This is a genomic window from Parabacteroides sp. ASF519, from assembly GCF_000364265.2.
GTDB classification, from domain to species: Bacteria; Bacteroidota; Bacteroidia; order Bacteroidales; family Tannerellaceae; genus Parabacteroides; species Parabacteroides goldsteinii.
In genome coordinates this window covers 6,087,892-6,113,868 of the sequence record NZ_AQFV02000006.1, presented here as the reverse complement: position 1 = coordinate 6,113,868, position 25,977 = coordinate 6,087,892, and the positions used below count along the sequence as shown (strand labels likewise).

The window sequence follows — 25,977 nt, the reverse complement described above, 5'->3', positions numbered from 1 at the left end:
CCGATTACATCGAGGCGTATGGGATTGGCTCCGACTTCCTCCGGTTCGTGATAACCTAACCGTGTTTTTTCCGTGAAGATACCGGCTCCGGCATGGAATACGCCTGGGATGGTAACCGGTAGTTTGCCTTTAGCTGGAATCCCCCGAAGATAACCTGGGCGGCATATTCCTGAGCAAGAGGCGTTCCTTCGTATCCCATCACTACCGCCTTCGCTTTCATAATGGAACTTTTATATTCCTTACAGAAATAGGGCAGGGTAAAGAAGGCATAAACGAGCTCTTTCTTAGTCGCCAGCTGGCGGAGTTGCAGGCTTTCAGGGATGCGGACTGTGTGTACGCCGCAGATGATTACATCGTATTTCTCCAACTGTCTGTAAACATGTTGGATTTGTGCAGCTGTTGAACTACGGCTGATGCTGAAGCAGGCAATACTGTCGTAACGTCCCAGCATTTCCTGAAATTCATTTCCGGCAGGCGAACCGATTGACAAGGCGGCAATCTTCTTTTTATCCAGCTGTCTGAGCGGGACCATGTCGGATTCGTTCTTTAATAATGTAATTGCTTCTGCATTGAGTTTGGCGGCCAGCCAGGCAGCATGCGGTGAGTTCAGCCGTTTGCTTAATCCTTTCGTTTCAATCGGTCGGTATTTATCCAGTCCGGTAATATATTTATACTGGAGTATCTTGATACATTTGGCTTCGATATCCTCTATGGATAAAATACCTTCGTCGATCGCTTCTTTCACTGCTGTGAAATCGTTAATCGGGGCAGCCGGGGCCAGCAATATATCATTCCCAGCCAGTAATGCTTTTACTGACGGATTATCCGATTTTTTAGTCGTAGCACCTTTCATGGCCAGCGCGTCTGTGAAGCAAAGGCCTCTGAAACCAAGTTCTTCCTGCAACAGTCCCGTTACAATCGGACGGGAAAAGGAGGAAGGGAGATTACGGGTTTTATCCAGTGCCGGAACATAAAGATGTCCGGTCATAACTCCGGCATAACCATCATAGATGTAACGTTTGAAAGGATACAATTCAACGCTGTCCAGGCGTGCCCGGTCATGATGGACGGCAGGCAATGTATTATGCGAATCATCCGAAGTATCGCCATGCCCCGGGAAATGTTTAGCTACAGAGATGATACCGGCAGTTTCCAATCCGCGAGCATAGGCTATTCCTTTATCGGCAACGGCACGGGGATTCTCTCCGAACGAACGGAGGCCGATTACCGGGTTATCGGTATTACTATTTACATCTATATCGGGGCAAAGTTGATTTGAATGCCCATCTCTTTGCATTGGCGGGCTACTTCCTTTCCGTATTCGGTAATCAGTTTATCATCTTCGATAGCTCCCAGCATCATGTTTTTAGGGAAACGGGTCGTTCCGCTAAGGCGCATGGACAAGCCCCATTCTCCGTCCAGCGAAACGAACATCGGGACACGTGACGCTTTTTGCAACCGGTTGGTTACTTCAGCCTGGGTAACAGGATTCCCTTTATGAAAGAGGATTCCTCCGAGCTTTATTTCATTGACGTATCGCATAAGCCGTTGCATGGTGCGGTTATCCGATTTCGGTTCGGAAATCACCATAAAGAGTTGCCCGATCCGTTCATCGTAACTCATCTTATCAAACACAGAATCAACCCAATGATTCATTTTTGCCTGATCGACGTTACGGTACATATTAGGAATAGTCTGTGCTTTGGCCGTTAGTAAACACACAGAACATAACAGCATTGTAAGTATCTTCCTCATCTTCACGTTATCATTATTATCCACCAAAAATAAGAAAATAAGCTGAATAGTCTCTATAGAGTGGCGATAATTCATGAATTATTCCGTAAACAATTTGCGTATCAAATAAATCTTTCGTTACTTTGCATCCGCTTTGCGCAATCTCTGTCGGGAGAAGTAGCCCGTTAAATTGCGTTTCATTTAAAATTACAATTAAAAAGCTATAAAACAATGGATTTAATTAAGATTGCAGAAGAAGCGTTTGCTACAAAGAAGGAATATCCTTCATTCAAGAGTGGTGACACTATTACAGTAGCTTACCGTATTAAAGAAGGTAACAAAGAACGTATCCAGCAGTACAGAGGCGTTGTTATCCGTATCTCAGGACATGGTGACAAAAAACGTTTTACTGTTCGTAAGATGTCTGAGAACATTGGTGTAGAAAGAATTTTCCCGATCGAATCACCGTTCATCGAAAGCATCACTGTAAACAAACTGGGTAAAGTACGCCGTGCTAAATTGTATTACCTGCGTGCTCTTACAGGTAAGAAAGCAAGAATCAAAGAAAGAAGATTCTAATCCTTCGGGATTTAATTGCCATACAAAAAAGCCATCCGATTCGTTTCGGGTGGCTTTTTTGTTGGATAGGGATAAATGCTTTATAAGCAGGGACAGGCGATTCGCCGATGTTTTTAGCCGTTTCGTCGGTTTGTGTTTTTCCGGCAGGGGAATAGGGTTATCTTTGTCACCTATAAATAAAACACTTATGCAACATTCCGTAAAAAACAATCTGCTGATTGGTTTTATCGTGTCAGTGCTGTTAAGCCTATTCGTCAACTTTACCATGTTGATGCATACTTATAAAATGCAGTCGCTGGGAGTCCCTTTCCCGGGGAACTATTCGTCCGGAGATGAATTTCTTTATTATTCCTTATTTTGGTTTTTCGTATATGCCTTTCTGCTGTTTATACTGGATTCTCAAATGTATAAGTTGGGCGACCGTCTGTTTTGTAATAAAGAATATAAAACAATCCTGTTGTCTGTCGGTGTGACAATCGTCTGTGGCATTGCGTTCTTTTTCATGTATCCGGTCATACACCGTTTTGTGATGATCGACCTTTTGGAAGTTGATCAAATGTTCCGTTCTGATAGTTTTGTTATAATGGAAGATGCGGCAAGAAAGAAAGCGACACCCCCTGCTTCCCCTGATCCGCATATGTCTATGGTTCTCAGCCGGGCGACAGATTTCCCGAAACCCTTTCTGACGGAACATCTATTTATACTGCTAACCGTTTTGCTGAGTGTCCTTTTGATACGCCTGCTGAATGGTAAACAACAGATGATGCTTGAATATGAACAATTGAAGACTGAAAAACTCCAGACTTCATACAATGCTTTGATGGGACAGATCAACCCTCATTTCTTTTTCAATTCCCTGAATGGGCTGAACTCCCTGATCAGGAGCGGGGAGAAGGAGCAGACATTGACTTATCTGGATGAGTTGTCGAATGTTTTCCGTTATATTTTGCAGAGCAACAAGAAAGAAATGGTTACGCTGGCAGAAGAATTGCAGTTTGTAAAAGCATATACTTATCTCCTTGGCGTCCGTTATGAAGGGAAGCTATTCTTCTCTATTCAAGCGGTTCCGGCACTTTTATTATGGCATTTGCCCATCCTGAGTATTCTGCCGCTGATCGAAAATGCGGTTAAACATAATGTGATCAGCAAGCAGTATCCGCTGCAAATCGACGTTTATACTACTAAAGAGAGCCAACTGGTCGTATCCAACAGGGTACAGCCGAAGGTGGAAGAGAGCACAGGAAGCGGCATCGGGTTGAAGAACCTCTGGGGACGCTACCGGATGCTTACCGGAAAGGATATCCATATCTCTAACCGGAAAGATTATTTTAAGGTAACCCTTCCTTTGCTGAACGGTAACGGACGGGTATAACAATTAAAAGATTAAACTGTATGAACGCTGTAATTATCGAGGATGAAACGGCTGCTGTTGGTAGCCTGAAAGCAATTCTTTCGCAAAACACCATGATGCCTGTCGAGGTAGTGGCCGAACTGGAGAGTATAGAGGAAAGCGTTACTTATTTCCATAACTATCCCCAGCCGGATATTATCTTTATGGATATCCACCTGGCTGACGGCTCAGCCTTCAAAATATTCGAACAGGTGGAAATCGCTGCACCGGTCATTTTTACAACGGCCTATGACGAGTATGCCCTGCAAGCCTTCCAGGTCAGCAGTATCGATTATCTGCTGAAACCGATCACACTGACTTCCCTTGAACGGGCATTAGGAAAATTGCGCCTCTTCAGCCCCGAAGAGCGGTTGGCCCATATCCGGCGCACGAACGATACCATACAGGGACGGCACGTCATAAAGAGCCTTCTGATCATGCTCACCGACAAATTTTATCCGTTGCAGGTAGAAGATATCCTGTATTTTTATACAATGAATGAAAAGGTTACTGCTTATACTTCCGACGGCAAGCTGCATCCGGTAGACCGCACTCTGGATGCCTTGGGCGACCAACTGGATGAAAAGCATTTTTTTCGTGCCAACCGCCAGTTCATTATCTCCCGGAAAGCCATTAAGGATATTGACCTTTGGTTCGGCAGCCGCCTGTCGGTCAACCTCACTTTGCCTATTCCGGAACGTATCATTATCAGTAAAACGAAAACCCCGGTATTCAAGAAATGGATATTGATGGAAGAATGATCCGGTGAAATACTGCATCATCGAGGTGATTTTTTTCACCCTCTTCCTCCGGGCGATTCACCGACCCAATTCTACCATTTATCGGTTCTTAACCTTTGTTCACCGAATATTCTTATTTATTTGTAGTGTAAACTTAAAAGAAAAGCGACTATGTTGAAATGTATTACTTTCGATGGAGATGCTTCTACGTTGAATGCTCTGATGGGCTATTTTGAGAAGTTGGATAAAGCATTGGCTGATGTGCATGAAGTGTTGCACAAAGAACAGACTGAACAACCTGTTTTTGTTCGGGAAGGAAGTAAGATCATTCGCCTTCGTAAAGAAGAGATTCTTTTTCTGGAAGGCTATGGCGATTATGTGAAGATTCATCGCACGAACGGCAAACCGCTGCTTTCGCAGGTCAGCCTGAAGCGGTTTGAAGAAAACCTCACCGACAGTTTGTTTTGCCGTGTGCACCGTTCTTATATCGTATCTCTTTCCCACATCAGTTATATCGAACGGAAACGTATCCGCATCGGTGACGAGTTGATCCCGATCAGCGACTCCTACCTTCCGGCACTTATGGGGCGGTTGGCCTTGCAGGAATAGGTCTCCCTGTCCCTGATAACTAAAAAGATTCTATAAAAATGTAATTTGAGGAACAATGCCGTAATCCTGTCTGTTTGGAGGAAAATTAAAAACAAATAGACTATGAATTACGGCATTAGTGTTCTTTTTAGGGCTATACCCTTGTTGATGGCCCTGTTCTGTTTCGGTTACGGCTGGTTCGTGTATGAATATGGAACCGACCCGAGCCGTTTTGTGGCTGGTCCGGTCGTATTTTCTTTGGGTATGATTTGTATAGCCCTGTTCTCAACGGCGGCAACCATTATCAGGCAGATTATTAATACTTTCGGAGAGATCAGTCGGTATGCGCTTCCGGCATTGGGATATTTGTCGGCTATCCTGACGGTCGTTGCAGGGATATGGATTATGCGGTCGCCTGATACGGCATCGTTTGTAGCCGGTCATGTAATCTGCGGAGTGGGACTGATTACTGCTTGTGTAGCCACAACTGCCACCTCTTCCACCCGGTTCACCATGATTACCGTCAATTCGAAAAAGACAGGCCATGATATTCCGCCCGAGGCTTTTACCCGTGCCCAGGGACTGACCCTGATTGCTATTGCCGGACTGATCGCCTTGACTGTCTGGATATGGGCATTCTGCCTGTTAGCCCATAGCGACCAGAGCTCGAAATATTTTGTGGCTGGCCATGTGATGATCGGCCTGGCCTGTATCTGTACGAGTCTGATTGCCTTGGTAGCGACTATTGCCCGGCAGATCAGGAATATATTTTCTCCTACCGAACGTGAATTCTGGCCTATTATGGTATTGGTCATGGGCAGTATTTGTGTTGTATGGGGAATTATCCTGATCCTGGCTACCATCAATCCGGCAAACGGTACAACAGGCTATATCATGATCGGACTGGGATTGGTATGCTATAGCATTTCCAGCAAAGTGATCCTGCTATCCAAAATATGGCGGCACGAATTCAAATTATCAAACCGTATTCCGTTAATACCTATATTTACGGCATTGACTTGTTTGTTCCTGTCCGCCTTCCTGTTCGAACTGGGTTCCGCTCATGCTTACTATTTTGTTCCGGCCAGAGTTTTAGCCGGCTTGGGTGGCATCTGCTTTACTTTATTCTCCATTGTCAGCATTCTGGAGAGCGGGACATCTTCGAAATAGAAGGCTCCCGATTACAATTTCAACTTATAAAACAACTCACTCAGCGTATACGTAACCGTCATCCCGAAAGTGCTCTGTCCGTATACATCATTATTTAGTTGGGTCTTGTCGTAGTAAAGGGCTACGTTGATCCGTCCGTTCGTTACCGGAAGTCCCATTCCGGCACTGAAGCGGTAGGCGTAACCTTTTTGCCCGTTGATCTGCAAGTAAGGAGTCGACAGGTTTACTCCGGCCTTATACGAACTGCGTTTCCAGAAACTCGAAGACGAATAACCGTTGGGCGAATAATCGAACCCCAGCCGCAATTTATGCGAATCCCTGAATTTTACCCGGCTGTCGCCCGATGAAAGGCTGCTGTACTGGTGGAAATCATAGTCGAGCGCATAAGTACATTTCTTGTAAGTCAGCGAGCCGCCTATGCCGGCAAATTGAGGCAGATATTGGGTTGTATTCCTTTTGCTTTCCTCTGTTTCGCTGCTGCTATAAACGATCGCGATCGAATTTTCAATGCTCAGACGCTGTTTATATCCGTAAACGGCCCCGATTGTAAAAGCCGTCTCTTTTCCGATCTGGCGGTGATATTGCAATCCGAAATCAGCATAGAACGCATGCGTGTACATTCTGTTTTCTACGGAAATGCTGCTCTGGCTTTCCGTAAGTTTAGTGTTTCCGAAGATGTAACTGACGTTGACGCCAGCCGATAGATTCTTGCCCAACATAAATGCATTAGTCAGGTAAACCTTTGACAGTCCGCCATATCCTTCGAACGTACTTGTATAGTATGAACCGGGTGAACCTTCCAGCGGCTCCGTACTCTGGAAATAATAGCCGACCGATGAATAAGGGGTCAATCCCGCTGCCATATACCAGTGCGGCATGATACGTCCTGCCAGCGTGAAAGCCGACATATTTCCGGTGAAAGCATTGCTGTTACCGTTTTTCGACTGGTACGACTCGCTTTTCATAAAGGCGGATGTCTCGGCAAACAACCGGAGCGTGTCGAGCCCCGTCAGGCCAGCCGGATTTTCCGTATTGAGCAACCAGGTGCTGCGCATACCTGTCGATACACCCCCCATCGCCGAATTGGAACCATACAATCCCGTTACGATCTCGCCGATCCCGAACATCGAGTAAGGCGACGAGGTCATTATATTTTGTGCGTTGACGGTAACTGTCAGTAAAAGGAATAGAGTCAGATGCTTAATAACTTTCATATACTTTGTAGATTAGCTGTAAAACAATGGGCGAACGGCCTTGCTGGTCGCTGAAGGTCAGGTTGCGGAATGTCTTTGTATACGTATCTTCGTTGAATACCAGTTGCAGGTTATGCTTATACATACCGAAAGCTCCCAGTTCCTGTTGCATAAAACTGGTAATGTCGAAGTAATAATAGGTATTTTCATCATACGTGTCATCTTTTACCAATGTTCCGCTTTGCACCTCTTCACCGAGATAGTCGGTCACGGCATCGGTAACCACGTTGTTCTCGTCGGCGATATAAAGATAAAGGCTGTCGGGCAGGGCATTCTCTGCCGAAAACGTGCCCGGTTCAGGATAAATTTTTAGCAGTGCGCTTTCAATCGCCACCTGCTCTCCCTGCATAAGGATATTATTGATATAAGGAAATTCCAAGCGGGCATACCATCCCAGTCCGCCAAACAAAACACCCCTGTTATCCAGTTGGGAGGAAGGGATTTCCTTCTGCCCGGGAGGAAACGGTTCCAGCGCCGTACCGCTCCGGTCATGCTCGTAATGATTGAACTGGGTGCTGGTATTGGGCGTAAAGGTCAGTTCCTGTTCGTTTTCCTTTTCATCTATTATATGGTAATGGAGAACGAGCACGGCAGAACTGTCGGCCACCTGGAAGGAGAGGAGCGACTGGTTGTCGGCCCCTTCGGGAATAACGACCAGCCCTTTGAAATAATCTTCGAAATAATCGGAATTAACCTGTACGTCGCGGCTGTGGAAACGGGTCAGGAAATCCTGTCCCATTTCGTCCGGGAGGCGCACTTCCACTTCTTCCCCGCTGTTTGGCCGCGGGATAAAGCTATGGCTTGCCAATGGTTCGGCTTCATAGGTGAACGACGAGGTGTTGTAAAGATAACCGTTGTCTCCCAGCCTGAGTTTCTGGGTTAGCCTGTGTACGTTGAAGCGTAGGGCCTTCAGCGTGTCGCCGATATAATAACCTCCGTACCTGAAGGTGAGCATAAGCGAATCGAGTACGACGCGCTCGTCTATATCGGTATTATAGGAAGGACGGTTATAGGATACATAACCGGAGGAGGACATTTTGCCCCATACCGGATGCGTATATTCACCCAGCAGGATGAGCTCCTTGCCGGAGGTTTCCAGCGAGTCAATCAACATGGCTGCGACTGTCACCGTACTGGTGTCGGTACTGATATTGCGGAATGCCGAAGATACTAATCCGTTACCATACTTATTACTCTCGTCATAGCAGGATTGGAAGAGGCAACCGGCTGTTGCCAAGCATATCCATAGCAGAAAAAGGCTTCTTTTCATATATATAATACTATTCTATTGACCGCACAAAGAACCGGATTCGGTATTTCCTGTGCAAGAATAACCTGCCAATGCCCCGGATTTCTCTGTTAATCGCCTGATTCCGGAGATTAGTCGGCGCTAAGCTGGAAACAACGTCCGAAAAAGCCTTTTACCTCCCATAAATACCCGTTCATCGGACAGGAACCGCCATTTGTCGATTTAATTTGCCGGTGTTTCGGATACTTTATTCTTTTGCAACCGTAAACAGTAACACGTTATATGATGACACAAAAAAGACTATTTCTGTTCCTGCTGGCGTTGCTGCCTCTGGTAATGGTATCCTGTGGGGATGACGATGATGATGATTTGATAGGTAAGTGGTATCGCGTATCCGACTTCGACGGCCTGGCACGCAGTGATGCCTCTTCGTTCTCTATCGGAAATAAAGGCTATCTGGTTTGCGGGTATGATGGTAAAAACTGTCTGTCAGACTTGTGGGAGTATGATATGGACCGCGATTCCTGGACACAAAAGGCTAACTTCCCGGGGACAGCCCGAAACTCAGCGGTGGCCATGACTGTCGATAGTAAAGGTTATTTCGGAACCGGCTATGACAGAGTGAACCGTCTGAATGATTTCTGGGAATATGACCCTGCTACCAATACTTGGACACAGAAAGCCGACTTCCCCGGAACGGCGCGTTACGGTGCGGTGGCTTTCGGTGTCAGCGGAAAGGCCTATATCGGTTGTGGTGACGACGGAAATTATCTGAAAGATTTCTATGCGTTCAATCCTTCTTCCAACAGCTGGCAGCAGATCGTTAGTATCGGGGGGACTAAACGCTGGGGTGCCACCAGTTTTGTTTTGGACAACAAGGCATATGTCTGCTGCGGAGTGAACAACGGAGAATATGTGGACGATTTCTGGATGTTTGACCCGTCGACGGAATCATGGACGCAATTACGCGACATAGCCGATACTTCAGATGATGATTATGACGATGATTATAATATAGCACGTATGAATGGTGTGGCTTTCGTGATCGACGGAGCTGTCTACCTGACCTGCGGTGAAAGCGGAAGTTTACGTTCTGACACCTGGAAATATTATCCTGCAACCGATTTGTGGGAAAATGTAGCCAAATTCAAAGGTACGGCCCGTACGGTTGCGGTCGGCTTCTCCAATGGTGAGAGGGGATTTGTGGCAACGGGTAAAAGCAGCACTTACCGTTTTGATGACGTTTGGGAACTTCACCCTTATGAATACGACGATGATGACTATTAAAGGTAGAAAAGCTCTTTGGGGCTTGGTGCTGCTACCGGTACTTATTTTACTTATTTATTTCCGTCCCGGGGAAAAGGGGTCTCCGGACGGCCGGCAACCGGAGTTGCAAACGTTTCAATTGGAGGATGGCTGGGGCTATCGGATCGTGATGAATGAGAAGGTGTTGATATATCAGCCCACCATTCCTGCAATTGACACGCTAAGGTCTTTCCCGGATGAGGCCAGTGCCCGTAAGATCGGCGCGCTGGTCCTGGAAAGGCTCAACAACAATGAAAATTTTTCAATAACAATGGATGATATTAAACATTCACTCTCTGATTTAGAAACAAACGATAATTCAACGTGAACGTCGGAAGGGGCTGCCAGTGATGGTCGCCCTTTCTCTTTTTAGCAAGATAGGACAAGTAGGTTTTCAGGCCGGAGGTTATCTTTGTAGCGAAATACAAAAGAATATGGAACAACGACCTGCAACAACGGAAGAGTATCAGCGTAAAGTAAATATCCTCGTGGAGTATATCAACAATCATTTGAGCGAAACAATTGATCTGGATATACTGGCAGAAATGTCCGGTTTTTCGCCCTGGCATTTCCATCGGATAGTAAAGGCATTCCTCGGTGAAAATATAGGTGCCTTTATCGTCAGGATGCGAGTCGAGACGGCCGCTCGGTTACTGCGTCACTCTGATATGCCGGTACAGGAAATATCCTGGCGCGTTGGATACGATGTACCCTCTTCTCTGTCGAAGGTGTTCAAACAGTTCTATGGTATTTCGCCGAACGGATATCGTAAAAACAAAGATTACATTATCATGAGACCATTAGAAATAAGACACGATTTGAAAATAGAAGCGGAAGTGAAAGAACTTCCGGCCTGCCAGATCGCTTACCTGCGTCTGTCGGGAGCGTATATGAACCTCGATTATTGCGGAGCCTGGCAAAAGTTATGGGGATTCGTGAAAGAACAGAACCTCTTCTCGGAGGGCATCGAGCATATCTGTATTTATCATAACGATCCCAAAGTGACCGAGCCGGATAAGTTGCGGACAGACGTTTGCCTTATCCTCCCCAAACCGGCGGAACCGCGGGGTGAAATAGGAGTAAAACAGTTGCCGGGCGGCAAATATGCTGTTTACCGCTATCAGGGTTCTTATGAACATCTGAAATCCGTATACGATACGGTCTATTCGCACCTGTTACCGGAAGGCGGCTATAAACCGGCCGACTCCCCGGGGTATGAAAAGTATCTGAACAATCCGGCCAATACGGCACCGGAAGAGTTGATGACCGAGATTTATGTCCCGGTCGAATAGACGGCTTTGCCGGACATCGGCATGGTCGCCTATACGACTAAAGCAGGAATCATCCCGGATGATTGTAGTAATCATGTGGGATGATTGTGGCAATCATGTAGGATGATTCCTGCCTTAGTCCACGGAAAAAGGGTGGCAGATTGCCGGAATGATGTCGGTAGCTCTCCGACAGTTTTGTACTTCGATAGTTATATCCCGGCCGGATAAATTTGTATATTTGCCGCCATGGAATCATTTCAGATCGTATTACCATCGCCGACACTTGCTCCTTACATCAGGCATTACTGGTTGCTGGAGACGGATAGTGTCGCCCGGAGTACCGAGCGTATTATTCCGTGTGGTAATATCCAGATGCTTTTCTACCGCGGAAATCCGGTCTCGCTTTCTTCCCGGCAGGATACCCGCCGGTTGGATAGCCAGTCCGTCCTGTGCGGGCAGTTCGTCGGCTTCTCCGACCTGAGCTATACCGGAAATATAAAGATATTGGCTGTCGTTTTCCATACCTATGCCGCCAATGCGTTTTTCCGTATACCGGTCAGCGAATTTTGTGACCGGAAGGTTACTGCCGGTGAGGCAGGCGACCGCGACCTGCTGGAACTGGAAGACCGCCTCCTATACGAAGCAGAAGACCGGAATTGTATCCGTCTGGTCGAGCAATTCCTCCTTCGTCGGTTAAATCCCTTGAAATCGTATAACCTGGAGCGCATGCGTTCTGTGATCTCGACGATCGACCGTGAAAAAGGGGAGATACGTGTATCCGACCTGGCATCTTCCGTCTTTTTAAGCACCAAGCAGTTTCAGCGTGTGTTTACCGGGCATATAGGGATCAGTCCCAAAGATTTCCTGCGCATAGTCCGTTTCCAGCATGCTTTGTATATGTTGCAGTCTGTTCCGGGCATGACCTTTTCGCGGCTGGCCTGCGAATGCGGTTTCTACGACCAGCCTCATCTTATCAGCGAGTTTAAAATATTCTCCGGCTATACGCCGAAGGAATACCTGTCCCTCTGTGCACCCTATTCCGATTATTTTTCTACCGAAAACGACTAATGTCCTTTTTTTCCAAGTTTGCTCCTTCGGCGTGTCCTACCTTTGCATTGTCAATTGGCAGAAATAGTTTAACGATAAAAAAAGTGAACATGAAAAAGTTAGTTTCTTTCTTCGAGATCCCTACGGCAGATTTTGGCAGAGCCGTGAAGTTTTATGAAACAGTGTTGAACCTGGAATTGAGCGTGATGGAATGCGAATCCGAAAAGATGGCTTTCTTCCCCGACGAGGACGGCTTGGCTCCGGGTGCTATCTCATGGGCGGCCGACTTCCTTCCGGCAAAGAACGGCGTGCTTGTCCATCTGAATGTGGACGACATGGATGCAACGCTTGCTCTGATCAAAGCCAACGGTGGCAGCATCGTCCGCGAAAAGACAAAGATCGAATCCGAAGACCGCGGCTATTTCGCAATGTTTTCCGATAGCGAAGGAAATACGTTGGGATTGTATTCTGATAAGTAAACATGCTTGAAGGAGGTGCTGTAAAGTCTGTTTTGTCATGACGCACTTGATCCGACAATTCATGCAACCTGTTTTGTCGGTGTAGTATGCGATCCTAGGGCTATCCAAGGATGACTGTGGAGAGACTTTGGGCACCTCCTTGTTATTTCCTGAAAAAACTCCTACATTTGTTCCCGAATCAAATAATCCGATTATTCAACTTATGAAGTGGCAACTCTGTATATAGCGTCGTTCTCCCGGACATAAGGCAAAAACTGTTTTGCCTGACTTTCGCTATCCTATTTTATACAGGGTACAATCTATCTATTTTTTAGTATTCATGGTCGCGGTATGTTCTCTGGCGGGAACGTATGCCGACGCTATATATTAAGTTGAATTATGAATTTCACATACAAACAGATCTGGCTCATCAACTATCCCGTGATGATGAGCATTTTAATGGAACAACTGATCAATATTACCGACGCTATATTTCTGGGGCATTACGGGGAGGTTGAACTGGGCGCTTCTGCCCTGGCCGGCATGTATTACCTGATTCTTTATATGCTGGGTTTTGGTTTTAGCCTCGGATTGCAGGTTATGGTGGCACGCCGTAACGGCGAACAGAAATACGATGAAACGGGAAAGGTGTTTTTTCAGGGATTGTTTTTCCTGGTAGTGCTGGCGGTTTTCCTGTTCCTGTTATCCAAATGGATTGCACCGGTTATTTTATCCGGATTGGTCACTTCGGATGAGGTCTATGGTGCCGTAATAGATTATCTCGACTGGCGGACATTCGGGCTTCTGTTTACTTTCCCGGCACTGGCTTTCCGTTCTTTCTTTGTCGGGATTATCAAAACCAGGGTGTTGACTGTCGGGGCCGTGGTTATGGTGACGACCAATATCCTACTGAATTACCTGTTGATATTCGGTCATGCTGGGTTTCCACGGTTGGGTATTTCCGGCGCAGCTCTGGCTTCGACCTTGTCTGAATTATCTTTTTTAATCGTCTTTCTTGTCTATATCTTCCGGGAGGTAGACAAACGTCAGTATGGCTTGCGGCCTGTGTATGACGGCCTGTTGTTGCTCCGTTTGCTTCATCTCTCCGTGTGGAGTATGATGCATGCTTTTATCAGTGTGGCTCCCTGGTTCTTTTTTTTCGTGATGATTGAACATCTGGGAGAAAACATACTGGCTGTAGCCAATATCATCCGGAGCATATCGACGGTCTTTTTTGTGATCGTCTGCTCATTCTCGACAACAACGGGATCGTTGGTCAGCAATCTGATAGGGGCAGGCGAATACGCAAAGGTGATGCCTTTGTGCCGTAAAATGGTTTGCCTGGGTTATTTTGTAGGACTTCCTTTGATTGTGCTGACCTTCTTTTTCTCCGATGCGGTGTTGGGCGTTTATACGAAGAATGAGGAGTTGATCCGGATTGCCTTCTGGCCTTTTACGGTCATGTTGGCTAATTACCTCTTTTCGGTTCCGGCTCATATTTATTGCAATGCCGTTACCGGAACCGGAAGGACCCGTACGGCTTTCCTTTTTGAAGTGGTTACGACGGTTTTCTATGTGATATACCTGTATGTATTGTCCGCAACCCCGAATCTCCCTCTCGCTGTGTATTGGACGACGGAACATATTTATGTCCTGTCTCTCTTCGTCTTATCTTATTGGTACATGAAGTGTGTATATAAAAAGACATACCGGTTGTAATCGTAAACAATTCATAATCTGAATGGTTTTATAAGAAAAACGAATAAGAAGAAGTTATGGAATGTCGAATAGAAAAAGATACCATGGGAATCGTCAGGGTTCCCGTGGATGCTTATTACGGAGCGCAGACGCAACGTAGTATCGAAAACTTTGAGATTGCACAAGATATAAACCGTATGCCCAAAGAGATTATTTATGCCTTTGCCTACCTCAAAAAAGGAGCTGCGCTGGCCAATAAGGATGCAGGTGTGCTGTCGGCGGAAAAGTGCGATCTGATAGTACGTGTCTGCGATGAGATACTGGCGGGCCGCCTGGATGAGGCGTTTCCCCTGGTGGTCTGGCAGACTGGTAGCGGTACGCAGACCAATATGAATGTGAATGAAGTGATTGCCAACCGTGCACATGTCCTGAATGGCGGAAAACTGACCGATGAGGTAAAGGTCCTGATGGCTAACGACGATGTGAATAAATCGCAGTCGTCTAATGATACGTTCCCGTCGGCTATGCACATCGCCGCTTATAAGATGCTTCGGGAGAATACGATTCCGTCTCTGGAGTTGTTGCACCGTACCCTCGTCATGAAAAGCCGGGAGTTCATGCCGATCGTCAAGATCGGGCGTACTCATTTTATGGATGCGACTCCTTTGACTTTGGGGCAGGAGTTCAGCGGGTATGCCGCCCAACTGGAATACGGCATCCAGTCGATAAAGAATACATTGCCGCATCTGGCGGAACTGGCGCTGGGAGGTACGGCTGTCGGTACCGGTATCAACACTCCGGAAAACTACGGGGAGAAGGTGGCAAAGAAAATATCGGAACTGACCGATCTGCCGTTTGTCACGGCACCCAATAAATTCGAGGCGCTGGCAACCCATGATGCGATCGTTGAAACGCACGGTGCGTTAAAAGGCGTCGCAGTCAGCCTGATGAAGATAGCTAACGATATCCGTATGCTGGGTTCCGGTCCGCGTGCGGGAATCGGTGAAATCCGTTTGCCGGAAAATGAGCCGGGCTCGTCTATCATGCCGGGGAAAGTGAACCCGACCCAGTGCGAAGCTCTCACCATGATTGCAGCGCAGGTCATGGGGAACGATGTGGCGATCTCCGTAGGCGGTGCGTCGGGGCAGTTTGAGTTGAATGTGTACAAGCCGATGATTATTTATAATTTTCTGCACAGCGCGCGGCTGATCGGTGATGGTTGCCGGAGTTTCAACGACCATTGTGCTGTCGGTATCCAGCCGGTAAAAGAGACTATAAAGAAACATCTGGACGACTCCTTGATGTTGGTGACGGCACTCAATCCGAAGATCGGTTATTATAAAGCAGCTTCGATTGCCCAGAAAGCATTTCGTGAAAACAAATCGTTGAAGCAGGCAGCCGTTGATTCCGGGTTGCTTACGGCCGAAGAGTTCGATGAATGGGTGGATCCTTCCGGAATGGTAGGCAGGATTGAGTAACTTAATTTTCTGATAAGTAATTGATAAAGTGCTGTTTTTGTAATATATGCAGGAACTGCACTTTTTTATTTTCGGAAAGCGCCGGACAATAATAGCCTCGCCGTATTTCCGTAGCAGATATGTAAACATTAACGATGGATATGTGAGTTGTTTAACCGGAAAAAGTTATACATTTGTTTCAAATTGTGAAATGAGCCTTTTGTATAGTGAGTGAATAACCGACTGAATGCGATACCGTTGTAAAGGTAAATATGAGGAAACACTAATGTCGGAATTAAAAATGGGGGATGTAATGAAAAAGTTACTTTATTTAGAAGAGCATATATCTTGTAAAGATTATTCTCCGGATATTTTAGTTGGATTTAAACATCGTATAGTAAGAGAGGAGAGTGAACTGAAAGAGCAGGACAAGGATTGCCATCATCTGATCTTTTTCCTGGAAGGTGAAGCTGTTATTTGTTGTAATGAGCAAAGAAACAGAATCATCCGGTCGGATGAGTTTATATTGATCCCGAAGTCTTCTGATTTTTTCTGTAAGATATTATCTGATTCCAACCTTGTTATATTTACGTTTGACCGTTTCCCCGGTGCTTGCAATAAACTGGAACTTCAATCGCTGGCTCCCCTTAGTCGTGAGATCGAGTATGATTATCAGCCGACTGTTATATATCCGCCTTTACGTTTATTCCTGGAGACTATCATAGAATACCTGGAGTCGAAGATGAACTGCAAGCATTTGCATGAGATAAAGTCGATGGAGCTGTTTTTGCTGTTTCGAGGATTTTATCGAAAAGAAGAGTTGGCTTATTTATTTCATCCTATCGTTGGAAAATCGCTGGATTTCCGTTCCCTCATACTTGAAAATTATCTGAAGGTGGACCAGGTGGACGGGTTGGCAAAAATAGCCGGTATGGGACGTACGAATTTTAATAATAAGTTCAAGGAAGAGTTCGGAATCTCTCCCCATCAATGGTTATTGAAACAAAAAGCAAAACATGTGCGTTTCAAACTGGCCGAACCGGGAAATACGCTGAGTGATGTTATGCGGTTGTATAAGTTTAACTCGGCGACTCATTTTACACGTTTCTGCAAGCAGCAGTTTGGCTGCACTCCTTCCGAATTATTACGTCAGCTGAAAGCCGATAGATGATCATTTGAACAAAACCACTATCTTTATGCTTATAAAGTAAAAATGATATATGGAAGGAAGTAAAGTGCAATCACCCGGACTGTGGAGACGTTTGTCATCGTTGGTAAACTGGCTTTGGAAAAAGGAGGCGGAGGATATTACTGTCTATTTTATTTCCGGGATGTGCTATAACTGTAAGGTCTTTGACAAACTGCGGCTTCCGAAGGGGTATAAAAAAGCCTATATTGAATGGTTTATTCCCAGCCCCGACGAATCATTGTCGGAGTATGCCCATAAGATGGCAAAGACGATCGACACCTCGCGCCCGTTTATCCTGATCGGTTATTCTTTTGGTGCCGTTATCATGCAGGAGATGACACTTTTTCTGAAACCGGAGAAGTGCGTTATCATTTCTTCCTTTAAAAGCAAAAGGGAAATCCCTATTCTTTTCCAGGCAGTCAGGAAAGTCAACCTGATGGAGTTTATGCCTAAACGGCTTTTCTCGTCGACCGACTTTATTACCAATGCCTTTAACCGCCTGGTATATAATGCCTCCAATTCCGACCTGGCAGAGTATATGACTGTTACCGATCCCATATATATCAAATGGGCGGTAGAACAGATCACTGACTGGGTACCGGACAATAAGAGCGAACACCTTTATCATATTCATGGCACGGCCGATCAGATCTTTCCTTATGACCGGCTTGAAAATGTTTTTCCCGTTGAGGGAGGCGATCATCTGATGGTGGTCAAAAAAGCGGATACAGTCAGTTCCATTCTGGATATCATCTTGCTGAAGAAAGAGGATTGATTCCCTGTTTTAATAGAATAATTGCTAAATCAGGCAATAGAAATGAGCTTTTTGGTTGTTGAGTGGGTTATAATGAACAATCAAAAATAAATGATTATGGTAAACAGGTTTAGTGACAAGTTGACGACAGAAGAACGCAAGGAACTTCCTTCCTCTGATTTTGGCCTTCCGGAAACCCGTGAGTTTCCTATGCCCGATGCGGCCCATGTAAGGGCTGCCGAATCTTATTTCAGATATGCACCCGAGGATAAGAAGCCGTTGCTGGCTTACCGTATCCTGCAAAAAGCGGCGGAGTTCGGTGTGGATGTGCAGAGTCCGGTTATATTTGAATGGGCTGAAAAACATGAGAGCTAAAAACAACAAAACGTCCGGACTTCCCTGGGGACATCCGGACGTTTGTCTTAACCGACATAACTGTTGTTATTAAATTTTATTTTACTTCTTCGCCTTTGTCATTGAAGGTAACTGTGCTTTCCGTACCTTCGGCTGTAGCGATAACAAGTTTATAAGTCTTGGCTCCGTCTTTTTCTGCTACAGAGGCTTCTTTGATGGTCTGGCCTGCATAGGCTTTTTCAACTGCTGTTTTCACTACTTCGGGAACATCTGCCACTTCAACCTTTGTGTACTCATCCTGAGTAGACTGACAGCAAGCTACTGAATCAACACTTGTTTCTGCTGCGATAGCACTCATACAACCAACACCCATAACCATTGCCATTACTACTAATACCTTTTTCATGATCTTAATTTTTTTAATTCAACAATCTTTTATTACTAATACGCTTAATGTAATTCAATTCGTGTGCCAAACGGATGCTATGATTGCGTGTGTGTTGATAATCAAATAGTATTGCGTATTCGTGATTGTGCCAGACTGTAGAATGGGGATGTGGAATTGGGGAAATGTGATGAAATTTTCCTCAATGGCAGGTTCGTTTTAGGGGATAAAACAACAAAGGCTGTCAATCTTTCGACTAACAGCCTTTGGAGCGGAAGCGGGGGGATTCGAACCCCCGGTACCCTTACGAGTACGTCAGTTTAGCAAACTGGTGGTTTCAGCCACTCACCCACACTTCCATGTGTTCTGTGCTTCTTCCTTAGAATTGCGCTGCAAAGATAGGCGGATGTTTTTAAATAAACAAAGGATTTTGCATCTATTTTTTCGGAAAAAGGTATTACTTTTGTGACCTGTTCTGATAATCAGTATTTTATTGGAGGAAAAAATGAATAAGAAAAAACAGGGGAAGCGTAATATACTAATTGGGATTGTCGTATTTTTAGTCTTTTTGCTGGCGGGCACAGGTTTCTGGGGATACCGTCTGGCATGGGCGCCTAACTTTACTCCCAAAGAAACGGTTTATCTGTATATAGGAAAAGACAAGGATTTCGGCGAACTTTGCCGTCAGTTGATTGATTCGGCCGGCTGCAATCGTATCGGAAGTTTTAAACAGTTGGCCGGATTCCTGCAATACCAGGGAAATATGAAGACCGGCCGATATGCGGTATCGCCGGGAATGAGCAACCTGGAACTGTTGAACGATCTGCGGCGCGGTCATCAGGTGGCAACTCGTCTTACCTTTAATAATATCCGCTTTAAAGATGATCTGGTGGAACGGTTGGACGAACAGTTGATGCTGGATAAAGATGACCTGCTTGTCTTGCTGAACGATTCGGCTTATTGCGATTCGCTGGGATTTACTACCGAAACAATCCTCTCCATGTTTATTCCGAACACCTATGAGGTCTATTGGAATATTCCCGCAGAAAAACTGATGCAGCGTATGAATCGTGAATATAAAGCCTTCTGGACGGAAGCACGTCTGGAGAAGGCAAAAGCGATTGATCTGACACCTGCGGAAGTCGCCATCCTGGCCTCCATCGTAGAGGAAGAAACGGCTGCGGCGGATGAATATCCGATTGTGGCTGGTTTGTATCTGAATCGTCTGCATCGTGGCATACCGTTACAAGCCGATCCTACCGTCAAATTTGCAGTGGGTGATTTTACCTTGCAACGTATCCTGTTCGAACATCTGGAAATAGATTCTCCATATAATACATATAAATATGCCGGGTTGCCGCCCGGACCGCTGCGTGTCCCGACTATCAAGGGGATGGACAGCGTTTTGAATTATATGAAGCATAATTATCTTTATATGTGCGCCAAAGAAGATTTTTCGGGCCGGCATAATTTTGCGGCAACGCTGGCAGAGCATAATCGCAATGCAAACCGTTACCGGGCTGAACTGAACAGGAGAAAGATTCGGTAGGCTTTTTGCTTTTTGTTTATGGTAAAAGCTGTATCTTTGGCTGTTGGTATAACATAAAAATCAATTTAAGAAAACAAATATACATGGAAAAACAACTATTCTTGGGGGATGAGGCTATCGCACAGGCTGCGATCGATGCCGGTATTTCCGGTGTTTATGCCTATCCGGGTACCCCTTCTACTGAAATTACCGAGTATATACAAGGCTCGGCAGTAGCGAAAGAACGGGGAATACACAGCCGTTGGAGTACGAATGAAAAAACAGCAATGGAGGCAGCTTTAGGTATGAGTTATGCCGGAAAGCGTTCGCTTTGCTGTATGAAACATGTCGGACTGAATGTGGCGGCAGACTGCTTTATGAATGCCGGAATGAGCGGTATCAACGGTGGTATGATTATTATTACGGCTGACGACCCTTCCATGCACTCATCACAGAACGAGCAGGATAACCGTGTATATGGAAATTTTGCTATGATCCCGATGTTGGAACCATCCAGCCAGCAGGAAGCATACGATATGGTGTATGAAGGTTTCGAGCTTTCAGAAAAACTGGGTTATCCGATCTTGATGCGTATTACTACCCGTATGGCGCACTCTCGTGCCGGTGTGGTAACGCGTCCGATCAAGGAAGAAAATACGATGAGTTGTCCGCCTGACGGCCGTCAGCGTTTTATCTTGCTTCCGGCTTTGGCACGCAAACGTTTCAAAGTATTGCTGGAAGCGCAGAAAGGGTTTACCGAAGCGGCTGAAAGTTCAAAATATAACCAGTATTTCGATGCTCCCAACAAAGAGATGGGTATCATTACAACCGGTATTGCATTCAACTATCTGTCGGAGAATTATCCTGACGGGTTCGAATATCCGGTATTGAAGATTACTCAATATCCGTTGCCACGTAAGTTGGTGGAAAAGATTACCGGTGAATGTAAGGAAATTCTGGTGCTTGAAGAAGGCTATCCGGTTGTGGAAGAACAATTGAAAGGGTTCCTGAGTAAAGGGATAACTGTTCACGGCCGTTTGGACGGGACTTTACAGCGTGACGGCGAGTTGACTCCGGATGCCGTAGGCAAGGCTTTAGGCAAAGATATTACCAGTTACTATGCTATCCCCGAAGTGGTGGAACAGCGTCCGCCTGCATTATGCCAGGGTTGCGGTCACCGCGATGTGTATGAAGCATTGAATGAGGTGCTGGCTGAATATAAAGACCCGAAAGTATTCGGCGATATCGGTTGTTACACGTTGGGAGCTTTGCCTCCGTTCCGTGCAATCGATTCTTGTATCGATATGGGGGCTTCCATTACAATGGCAAAAGGGGCTTCTGATGCCGGTGTATTCCCGGCCGTATCGGTAATTGGTGATTCTACTTTCACGCATTCCGGTATGACCGGTTTGCTGGATTGTGTCAATGAGGATACAAACATCACAATCGTGATTTCCGATAATGAAACAACGGCTATGACCGGCGGACAGGATTCAGCCGGAACAGGACGCCTGGAAGCTATCTGTGCAGGTATCGGTGTTGATCCCGCTCATATCCGTGTTATGATCCCGTTGAAGAAGAATTACGAAGAAATGAAACAGATCATCCGCGAAGAGATCGAATACAAAGGCGTATCTGTCCTGATCCCGCGTCGTGAATGTATCCAGACATTAACAAGAAAGAAAAAAGCAAGCAAGAAATGAGAGCAGATATTATATTGTCAGGTGTAGGAGGACAAGGTATCCTCTCTATTGCCGCCGTTATTGGAGAAGCCGCTTTGAAAGAAGGTTTGTATATGAAGCAGGCGGAAGTTCACGGAATGAGCCAGCGTGGTGGCGACGTACAGTCGAACCTGCGTTTGTCTGACCAGCCGATCGCGTCCGACCTGATTCCGAAGGGACATGCCGACCTGATCATTTCCCTGGAACCGATGGAAAGTCTCCGTTATCTTCCTTATCTGAAAGAAGATGGTTGGTTGGTGACTAATTCACAGCCGTTTGTCAATATCCCTAATTATCCGGATATGGAGAAAGTAAACGAAGAGCTGGATAAATTGCCGCATAAGGTTATCCTGGATGTGGAAGCTATAGCTAAGGAAGTCGCTACGGCCCGTGCCGCCAATATCGTGATGTTGGGTGCTGCTGCTCCTTTTATTGGAATTGAGTATAATAAAATAGAAGATGGTATCCGTCGTATCTTCGGTCGTAAAGGGGAAGAAGTGGTTGAGATGAACCTGAAAGCCCTGAAAGCCGGTTACGATGTTGCCCAAAGAATAAAATAAAGCCTATGAAGAAGTACCTCTTAACCGTCCTGCTTGCAATTTTCGCGTTTGTAGCCCGTGCTCAGAACGATGGTGATATTATAAAAGTGGGCGACCAGATGCCTGCATTCACGATCGTTTCCGACGATGGTAAACAAATCTCGTCTGCTTCCCTGAAAGGGAAAGTAGTGCTGATAAATTTCTTTGCAACCTGGTGTCCTCCCTGTCAGAAAGAACTGGCGGAAGTACAGCAGAAGTTGTGGCCGAAGTTTAAGGATAATAAAAACTTTCAGATGTTGGTGATTGGACGTGAACATACAGATGCCGAGTTGGCAAAGTATAATGAGAAAAAAGGTTTCACCTTCCCGTTGTATCCGGATAAGAACCGTGCCATCTTCGGGGCATTTGCAAAGAACCTGATTCCCCGTACTTATCTGATAGGTAAAGACGGAAAAGTGATGTATGCCGGCAAGGGATATACCGAAGAGGAGTTTGCCGGATTGATGGATAAGATTGGTGCATCTTTAAAGTAAACGATATGCAATATCAGAATATACATTTGATTTATTTCTCTCCGACGCATACTTCTGCAAAAATAGCTTATGCAATTGCCGAAGCGTTGGAAGCGGATACTTTGTCCGAATCGGATATTACCCATGAAGGATTGAAGGAACCGCTTTCGATGGGAGGAAATGAACTGGTAATCGTTGCGGTTCCTGTATATGGAGGCCGCGTTGCGGAGACGGCTATGGAGCGCATCCGTATGTTTAAAGGAAACGCAACTCCGGTTATTCCTGTCGTAGTCTACGGAAACCGCGATTACGAAGACGCTTTAAAGGAGTTAAGCGATGCACTTTCCGCTCAGGGATTCGTGCCGGTGAGTGCCGGTGCCTTTATCGGTGAGCATTCATACAGTCGGAAAGATATGCCTATTGCCGCCGGTCGGCCGGATAAGGACGATTTGTTGAAAGCATCCGAATTCGGTAGCGAAATTCTGAAAAAGTTGGATAACGTATCGACGTTGACGGATTTACAGCCGTTGGAGGTAAAAGGAAATTTCCCGTACAAAGTAAAAGGTCCTTCCACTCCACAGGCTCCTGTGACGGATGAGGATTTGTGTACACAATGTGAGTATTGTATCGATGTATGCCCTGTTGCGGCGATATCGATTGTCGATGATCGTATGTTCAGTGATCCGTCGCTTTGTATTAAATGCTGTGCTTGCGTAAAAGAATGTCCGGAAGGGGCCCGTACTTTCGATACTCCCTATACGGCTATGCTTCATAAAAACTTCAGCGCACGTCGCGAACCGGAATTGTTTATTTGATTTTACTATATGATCAGTTTATAGCCGATCCCCCGGATGTTCACAATCTGAACCGAGGGATCGGCTTTTAATTTTTTACGTAGCTTGGTGATAAAAACATCCATGCTGCGGGCATTGAAAAAGGAATCGTCTCCCCATAACTCCAGTAAAACCGGTTTACGGTGCAATACATCATTCGTATGTTGGCAAAGCATGCGTAGAATCTCGGCTTCCCGATGCGATAATGTTTCTGTTTGGTTGCTTATCTGTAACGTCTGACGGGGGTAATCGAACGTATATTGACCGATGCTGAAAACCTCCGGTCGCTTTTCTTCTTCTATGATTATCGGACGGTTCAATAGGGCGAGGATGCGAACGATCAATTCTTCCATGTCGAACGGCTTTTTCAGATAATCATTTCCTCCCAGATGAAAACCGGTTACCAGGTCATCGACCGACGAGCGTGCGGTAAGGAATAAGATCGGTGTCTGTGTGTCGGTTTGACGGATCATTTTGGCAAGCGTGAATCCATCCATTTGAGGCATCATCACATCCAATACCAGGATATCTGGTTTTGAGCGGTGATATAAAGACATTGCTTCATTGCCGTTTGCCGCAATTGTAATTTGGAATTTCCGGCGGCTTTCCAAGCTGTCTTTGATTATTTTAGCTAATGCTATTTCATCTTCGGCCAATAATACATGTATCATTTCTTTTCCGGTATTATAATAGTAAATGTACTTCCTTCTTTTTCTTTGCTTTCAACGGTAATAGTCCCGTTATGCCGCTCTATGATGTCTTTGACATAGCTGAGTCCGAGTCCGAAACCTTTCACGTCATGTATATTCCCCTTGGGGACACGATAGAAACGTTCGAATATGCGGTTTAGTTGAACGGTAGGGATGCCTATACCGTTATCTGTCAGGTCGATTTGAGTCCCTTTCTCTATTCGGTTTATCCGAATGGAGATTAGTACGCTTTTTCCGGAGTACTTGATTGAATTATCGAGCATATTGCTGATTACATTGGTGAAATGCAGTTTATCGGCATATATCGTCAGTTCCTCAGGTTCACAGACGATCTGAAAAGAAACAGGTTTATCTGTTTTTAGCGTAAGCTGTTGTGCCAGATTATCTATGACCGGTTTTATCCGGAAAGTCTCTTTTTGCAGCCGGAAGTTTTTGCGCTCGTCGACAGCCATGCTAAGTATCTTTTCAACCAGACCGGAAAGATGCTTTAATTGTTGGCGGCAAAGTGTGAAATATTCCTCCCGTGTCTCTTTTTGTTCGACGAAATTGAATGTTTGCAAAGCGTCGATAGCTGAGTAAGTAATGGTGATCGGAGTCTTCAGTTCATGGGTCATGTTGTTGACAAAATCATTTTTTATCTGGGCGATCGTTTTCTGGTGTAAAATGGTTCGTATCAGGTAGATATAACAAGTTGTCGTAATGATAATCAGAAAGAATGAGGCGAGAAACAATGGCCCCATCCGCTTGAGTACTGTCTCTCCGGGTGCAATGATAAATCCTTGCATGCCGATACTATCGTCACTGTTAACGCCTATTTTTTGGGTGGCAAGCAAATTGGTTGGATTCTGGTTATCCGGCAAAGAAGAGGCCAGGAGAGTGTCATTGCCTAGTGTAAAGTCGATAAAATGACGGTTGTATATACCTTCTGCACTGAGAAAGGTAGACCATAGGCTGTCGGTTTTTTCAATGTTTACAGGAGAAATCCCGTTAATAGCTTGCCAGATTCCTTTGAATGCCATTCTCATCATGGGGGTGTTTTCCGGCTTATAAGCCTGAAAAACGGTGCTGTCGGTTTCATTGGATAATTGGAGCCGGGTACGGGAATAATATTTCCGGGGTGTCTGTTGGGAGGCTGTATGGGAAGTACTGTCCATAGAAAAACTGAACTCCACTTGGCCGTGAGGTGCACCGGGTGTCGTGTCGTTTTTCATTTTTTCCATCCGGTCTGTCAGATCTTCATTAATTGCTTGCTGAAGTGTTTCGTTGATAATTCTTCTGATTTGTTGTTTTTCTATGTTATAACTGTTCCATAACCAATATCCCTGGAAAAAGAATATTCCCAGGACCGATAAGGAAACGAAGATCAGTATAAGACGCATTTGTAATTTCATATTACAAATATAACTTGATTTGTCTTCGTTTATTCCTGTGGTAACACTAAATAACAGAAGATGGCAATGTGGTAACGGTTTGATTTGGGGGCTCTTTCTATATTTGTATTGTCTTAAACGAA

Annotated in this window: 25 protein-coding genes, 1 tRNA gene and 1 pseudogene; 20 read left to right on the top strand and 7 right to left on the bottom strand. The window is 45.5% G+C overall.

Going from position 1 to position 25,977, the window contains the following annotated elements; all coding sequences use genetic code 11:
* Positions 1–55: 55 nt before the first annotated feature.
* Positions 56–1,554 (bottom strand): annotated as a pseudogene (locus C825_RS24605) (glycoside hydrolase family 3 protein).
* A gap of 411 nt (positions 1,555–1,965) precedes the next feature.
* Here C825_RS24605 and rplS point away from each other — a divergent pair.
* The 5 genes from rplS (at position 1,966) to C825_RS24580 (ending at position 6,201) form a co-directional block, all read left to right on the top strand.
* Entirely contained in the window at positions 1,966–2,313 is a 348-nt protein-coding gene (rplS, locus tag C825_RS24600) for a 50S ribosomal protein L19 (RefSeq protein WP_009859510.1), read from the top strand.
* 187 nt (positions 2,314–2,500) lie between these two features.
* A complete protein-coding gene (locus tag C825_RS24595; protein WP_010800544.1) occupies positions 2,501–3,685 on the top strand; it encodes a sensor histidine kinase in 1,185 nt (394 codons plus the stop codon).
* A 20-nt stretch (positions 3,686–3,705) separates the two neighbouring features.
* Positions 3,706–4,464 (top strand): LytR/AlgR family response regulator transcription factor, encoded by a 759-nt coding sequence (locus tag C825_RS24590; protein ID WP_009859506.1) that lies wholly within the window; start codon positions 3,706–3,708, stop codon positions 4,462–4,464.
* Positions 4,465–4,614: 150 nt separating this feature from the next.
* Positions 4,615–5,052 (top strand): LytR/AlgR family response regulator transcription factor, encoded by a 438-nt coding sequence (locus tag C825_RS24585; RefSeq protein WP_010800543.1) that lies wholly within the window; start codon positions 4,615–4,617, stop codon positions 5,050–5,052.
* A gap of 102 nt (positions 5,053–5,154) precedes the next feature.
* On the top strand, positions 5,155–6,201 hold the full coding sequence (locus C825_RS24580; RefSeq protein ID WP_009859504.1) for a DUF2776 domain-containing protein: 1,047 nt from the start codon (positions 5,155–5,157) through the stop codon (positions 6,199–6,201).
* Between the two features lie 11 nt (positions 6,202–6,212).
* On the opposite strand, the gene bamG is transcribed toward C825_RS24580, so the two are convergent.
* Complete coding sequence (gene bamG / locus C825_RS24575) at positions 6,213–7,415, bottom strand: BamG family beta-barrel-assembly machinery protein (protein ID WP_010800542.1); 1,203 nt, start codon at positions 7,413–7,415, stop codon at positions 6,213–6,215.
* Positions 7,402–8,724, bottom strand: coding sequence for a DUF4270 family protein (locus C825_RS24570; RefSeq protein WP_010800541.1), 1,323 nt, complete (start codon positions 8,722–8,724; stop codon positions 7,402–7,404). Before C825_RS24570 ends, bamG begins: the two co-directional genes overlap by 14 nt.
* A gap of 264 nt (positions 8,725–8,988) precedes the next feature.
* Here C825_RS24570 and C825_RS24565 point away from each other — a divergent pair, with 264 nt between their 5' ends.
* The 10 genes from C825_RS24565 (at position 8,989) to C825_RS24520 (ending at position 18,257) form a co-directional block, all read left to right on the top strand.
* Positions 8,989–9,990 (top strand): Kelch repeat-containing protein, encoded by a 1,002-nt coding sequence (locus C825_RS24565; protein WP_009859501.1) that lies wholly within the window; start codon positions 8,989–8,991, stop codon positions 9,988–9,990.
* The gene (locus C825_RS24560) at positions 9,965–10,336 is read left to right on the top strand and encodes a DUF4907 domain-containing protein (protein WP_009859500.1); all 372 of its coding nucleotides are present in this window, start codon (positions 9,965–9,967) and stop codon (positions 10,334–10,336) included. Before C825_RS24565 ends, C825_RS24560 begins: the two co-directional genes overlap by 26 nt.
* A gap of 106 nt (positions 10,337–10,442) precedes the next feature.
* Positions 10,443–11,300 carry an AraC family transcriptional regulator gene (locus C825_RS24555; RefSeq protein WP_044215299.1) on the top strand — a complete coding sequence of 286 codons (858 nt, stop codon included), beginning with the start codon at positions 10,443–10,445 and terminating at the stop codon, positions 11,298–11,300.
* Positions 11,301–11,525: 225 nt separating this feature from the next.
* Positions 11,526–12,347 carry an AraC family transcriptional regulator gene (locus C825_RS24550; protein WP_010800539.1) on the top strand — a complete coding sequence of 274 codons (822 nt, stop codon included), beginning with the start codon at positions 11,526–11,528 and terminating at the stop codon, positions 12,345–12,347.
* An 89-nt stretch (positions 12,348–12,436) separates the two neighbouring features.
* Positions 12,437–12,805 (top strand): VOC family protein, encoded by a 369-nt coding sequence (locus C825_RS24545; protein ID WP_010800538.1) that lies wholly within the window; start codon positions 12,437–12,439, stop codon positions 12,803–12,805.
* A gap of 378 nt (positions 12,806–13,183) precedes the next feature.
* Positions 13,184–14,503, top strand: coding sequence for an MATE family efflux transporter (locus tag C825_RS24540; RefSeq protein WP_010800537.1), 1,320 nt, complete (start codon positions 13,184–13,186; stop codon positions 14,501–14,503).
* A 56-nt stretch (positions 14,504–14,559) separates the two neighbouring features.
* Positions 14,560–15,960, top strand: coding sequence for a class II fumarate hydratase (gene fumC, locus C825_RS24535; RefSeq protein WP_009859495.1), 1,401 nt, complete (start codon positions 14,560–14,562; stop codon positions 15,958–15,960).
* A 292-nt stretch (positions 15,961–16,252) separates the two neighbouring features.
* Positions 16,253–17,110 (top strand): helix-turn-helix transcriptional regulator, encoded by an 858-nt coding sequence (locus C825_RS24530; RefSeq protein WP_224264370.1) that lies wholly within the window; start codon positions 16,253–16,255, stop codon positions 17,108–17,110.
* Between the two features lie 49 nt (positions 17,111–17,159).
* Positions 17,160–17,903, top strand: a complete 744-nt coding sequence (locus tag C825_RS24525; protein WP_009859493.1) for an alpha/beta hydrolase — start codon at positions 17,160–17,162, stop codon at positions 17,901–17,903.
* 96 nt (positions 17,904–17,999) lie between these two features.
* Positions 18,000–18,257 carry a hypothetical protein gene (locus C825_RS24520; RefSeq protein WP_009859492.1) on the top strand — a complete coding sequence of 86 codons (258 nt, stop codon included), beginning with the start codon at positions 18,000–18,002 and terminating at the stop codon, positions 18,255–18,257.
* Between the two features lie 76 nt (positions 18,258–18,333).
* On the opposite strand, the gene C825_RS24515 is transcribed toward C825_RS24520, so the two are convergent.
* Together C825_RS24515 and C825_RS24510 are read right to left on the bottom strand one after the other, a co-directional pair.
* The gene (locus tag C825_RS24515) at positions 18,334–18,642 is read right to left on the bottom strand and encodes a hypothetical protein (protein ID WP_010800535.1); all 309 of its coding nucleotides are present in this window, start codon (positions 18,640–18,642) and stop codon (positions 18,334–18,336) included.
* Positions 18,643–18,893: 251 nt separating this feature from the next.
* Positions 18,894–18,980 (bottom strand) — tRNA-Ser (locus C825_RS24510).
* Between the two features lie 146 nt (positions 18,981–19,126).
* On the opposite strand from C825_RS24510, the gene mltG reads away from it, so the two are divergent.
* The 5 genes from mltG (at position 19,127) to C825_RS24485 (ending at position 23,736) form a co-directional block, all read left to right on the top strand.
* On the top strand, positions 19,127–20,170 hold the full coding sequence (gene mltG / locus C825_RS24505; protein WP_009859490.1) for an endolytic transglycosylase MltG: 1,044 nt from the start codon (positions 19,127–19,129) through the stop codon (positions 20,168–20,170).
* A gap of 83 nt (positions 20,171–20,253) precedes the next feature.
* Positions 20,254–21,852 carry a thiamine pyrophosphate-dependent enzyme gene (locus C825_RS24500; RefSeq protein WP_010800534.1) on the top strand — a complete coding sequence of 533 codons (1,599 nt, stop codon included), beginning with the start codon at positions 20,254–20,256 and terminating at the stop codon, positions 21,850–21,852.
* Positions 21,849–22,430: an indolepyruvate oxidoreductase subunit beta gene (locus tag C825_RS24495; RefSeq protein WP_009859488.1), complete on the top strand. Its 582-nt coding sequence runs from the start codon at positions 21,849–21,851 to the stop codon at positions 22,428–22,430. Before C825_RS24500 ends, C825_RS24495 begins: the two co-directional genes overlap by 4 nt.
* Positions 22,431–22,435: 5 nt before the next feature.
* The gene (locus C825_RS24490; RefSeq protein ID WP_009859487.1) at positions 22,436–22,942 is read left to right on the top strand and encodes a peroxiredoxin family protein; all 507 of its coding nucleotides are present in this window, start codon (positions 22,436–22,438) and stop codon (positions 22,940–22,942) included.
* Positions 22,943–22,947: 5 nt separating this feature from the next.
* The gene (locus C825_RS24485) at positions 22,948–23,736 is read left to right on the top strand and encodes a 4Fe-4S binding protein (protein ID WP_009859486.1); all 789 of its coding nucleotides are present in this window, start codon (positions 22,948–22,950) and stop codon (positions 23,734–23,736) included.
* A gap of 5 nt (positions 23,737–23,741) precedes the next feature.
* Here C825_RS24485 and C825_RS24480 read toward each other — a convergent pair whose 3' ends face one another.
* Together C825_RS24480 and C825_RS24475 are read right to left on the bottom strand one after the other, a co-directional pair.
* Positions 23,742–24,425, bottom strand: a complete 684-nt coding sequence (locus C825_RS24480; RefSeq protein ID WP_010800533.1) for a response regulator transcription factor — start codon at positions 24,423–24,425, stop codon at positions 23,742–23,744.
* On the bottom strand, positions 24,422–25,855 hold the full coding sequence (locus tag C825_RS24475) for a sensor histidine kinase (protein WP_228100065.1): 1,434 nt from the start codon (positions 25,853–25,855) through the stop codon (positions 24,422–24,424). The genes C825_RS24480 and C825_RS24475 overlap by 4 nt, the downstream gene beginning before the upstream one ends.
* Between the last annotated feature and the right edge of the window lie 122 nt (positions 25,856–25,977).

Coding starts and splice junctions, on each gene's coding strand:
- C825_RS24540 (WP_010800537.1), top strand. CDS start 13,184: ATGAATTTCACATACAAACAGATCTGGCTCATCAACTATCCCGTGATG.
- C825_RS24595 (WP_010800544.1), top strand. CDS start 2,501: ATGCAACATTCCGTAAAAAACAATCTGCTGATTGGTTTTATCGTGTCA.
- mltG (WP_009859490.1), top strand. CDS start 19,127: ATGAATAAGAAAAAACAGGGGAAGCGTAATATACTAATTGGGATTGTC.
- fumC (WP_009859495.1), top strand. CDS start 14,560: ATGGAATGTCGAATAGAAAAAGATACCATGGGAATCGTCAGGGTTCCC.
- C825_RS24525 (WP_009859493.1), top strand. CDS start 17,160: ATGGAAGGAAGTAAAGTGCAATCACCCGGACTGTGGAGACGTTTGTCA.
- rplS (WP_009859510.1), top strand. CDS start 1,966: ATGGATTTAATTAAGATTGCAGAAGAAGCGTTTGCTACAAAGAAGGAA.
- bamG (WP_010800542.1), bottom strand. CDS start 7,415: ATGAAAGTTATTAAGCATCTGACTCTATTCCTTTTACTGACAGTTACC.
- C825_RS24580 (WP_009859504.1), top strand. CDS start 5,155: ATGAATTACGGCATTAGTGTTCTTTTTAGGGCTATACCCTTGTTGATG.
- C825_RS24500 (WP_010800534.1), top strand. CDS start 20,254: ATGGAAAAACAACTATTCTTGGGGGATGAGGCTATCGCACAGGCTGCG.
- C825_RS24570 (WP_010800541.1), bottom strand. CDS start 8,724: ATGAAAAGAAGCCTTTTTCTGCTATGGATATGCTTGGCAACAGCCGGT.
- C825_RS24520 (WP_009859492.1), top strand. CDS start 18,000: ATGGTAAACAGGTTTAGTGACAAGTTGACGACAGAAGAACGCAAGGAA.
- C825_RS24485 (WP_009859486.1), top strand. CDS start 22,948: ATGCAATATCAGAATATACATTTGATTTATTTCTCTCCGACGCATACT.
- C825_RS24475 (WP_228100065.1), bottom strand. CDS start 25,855: ATGAAATTACAAATGCGTCTTATACTGATCTTCGTTTCCTTATCGGTC.
- C825_RS24530 (WP_224264370.1), top strand. CDS start 16,253: ATGAAAAAGTTACTTTATTTAGAAGAGCATATATCTTGTAAAGATTAT.
- C825_RS24555 (WP_044215299.1), top strand. CDS start 10,443: ATGGAACAACGACCTGCAACAACGGAAGAGTATCAGCGTAAAGTAAAT.
- C825_RS24550 (WP_010800539.1), top strand. CDS start 11,526: ATGGAATCATTTCAGATCGTATTACCATCGCCGACACTTGCTCCTTAC.
- C825_RS24515 (WP_010800535.1), bottom strand. CDS start 18,642: ATGAAAAAGGTATTAGTAGTAATGGCAATGGTTATGGGTGTTGGTTGT.
- C825_RS24495 (WP_009859488.1), top strand. CDS start 21,849: ATGAGAGCAGATATTATATTGTCAGGTGTAGGAGGACAAGGTATCCTC.
- C825_RS24590 (WP_009859506.1), top strand. CDS start 3,706: ATGAACGCTGTAATTATCGAGGATGAAACGGCTGCTGTTGGTAGCCTG.
- C825_RS24565 (WP_009859501.1), top strand. CDS start 8,989: ATGACACAAAAAAGACTATTTCTGTTCCTGCTGGCGTTGCTGCCTCTG.
- C825_RS24545 (WP_010800538.1), top strand. CDS start 12,437: ATGAAAAAGTTAGTTTCTTTCTTCGAGATCCCTACGGCAGATTTTGGC.
- C825_RS24480 (WP_010800533.1), bottom strand. CDS start 24,425: ATGATACATGTATTATTGGCCGAAGATGAAATAGCATTAGCTAAAATA.
- C825_RS24490 (WP_009859487.1), top strand. CDS start 22,436: ATGAAGAAGTACCTCTTAACCGTCCTGCTTGCAATTTTCGCGTTTGTA.
- C825_RS24585 (WP_010800543.1), top strand. CDS start 4,615: ATGTTGAAATGTATTACTTTCGATGGAGATGCTTCTACGTTGAATGCT.
- C825_RS24560 (WP_009859500.1), top strand. CDS start 9,965: ATGAATACGACGATGATGACTATTAAAGGTAGAAAAGCTCTTTGGGGC.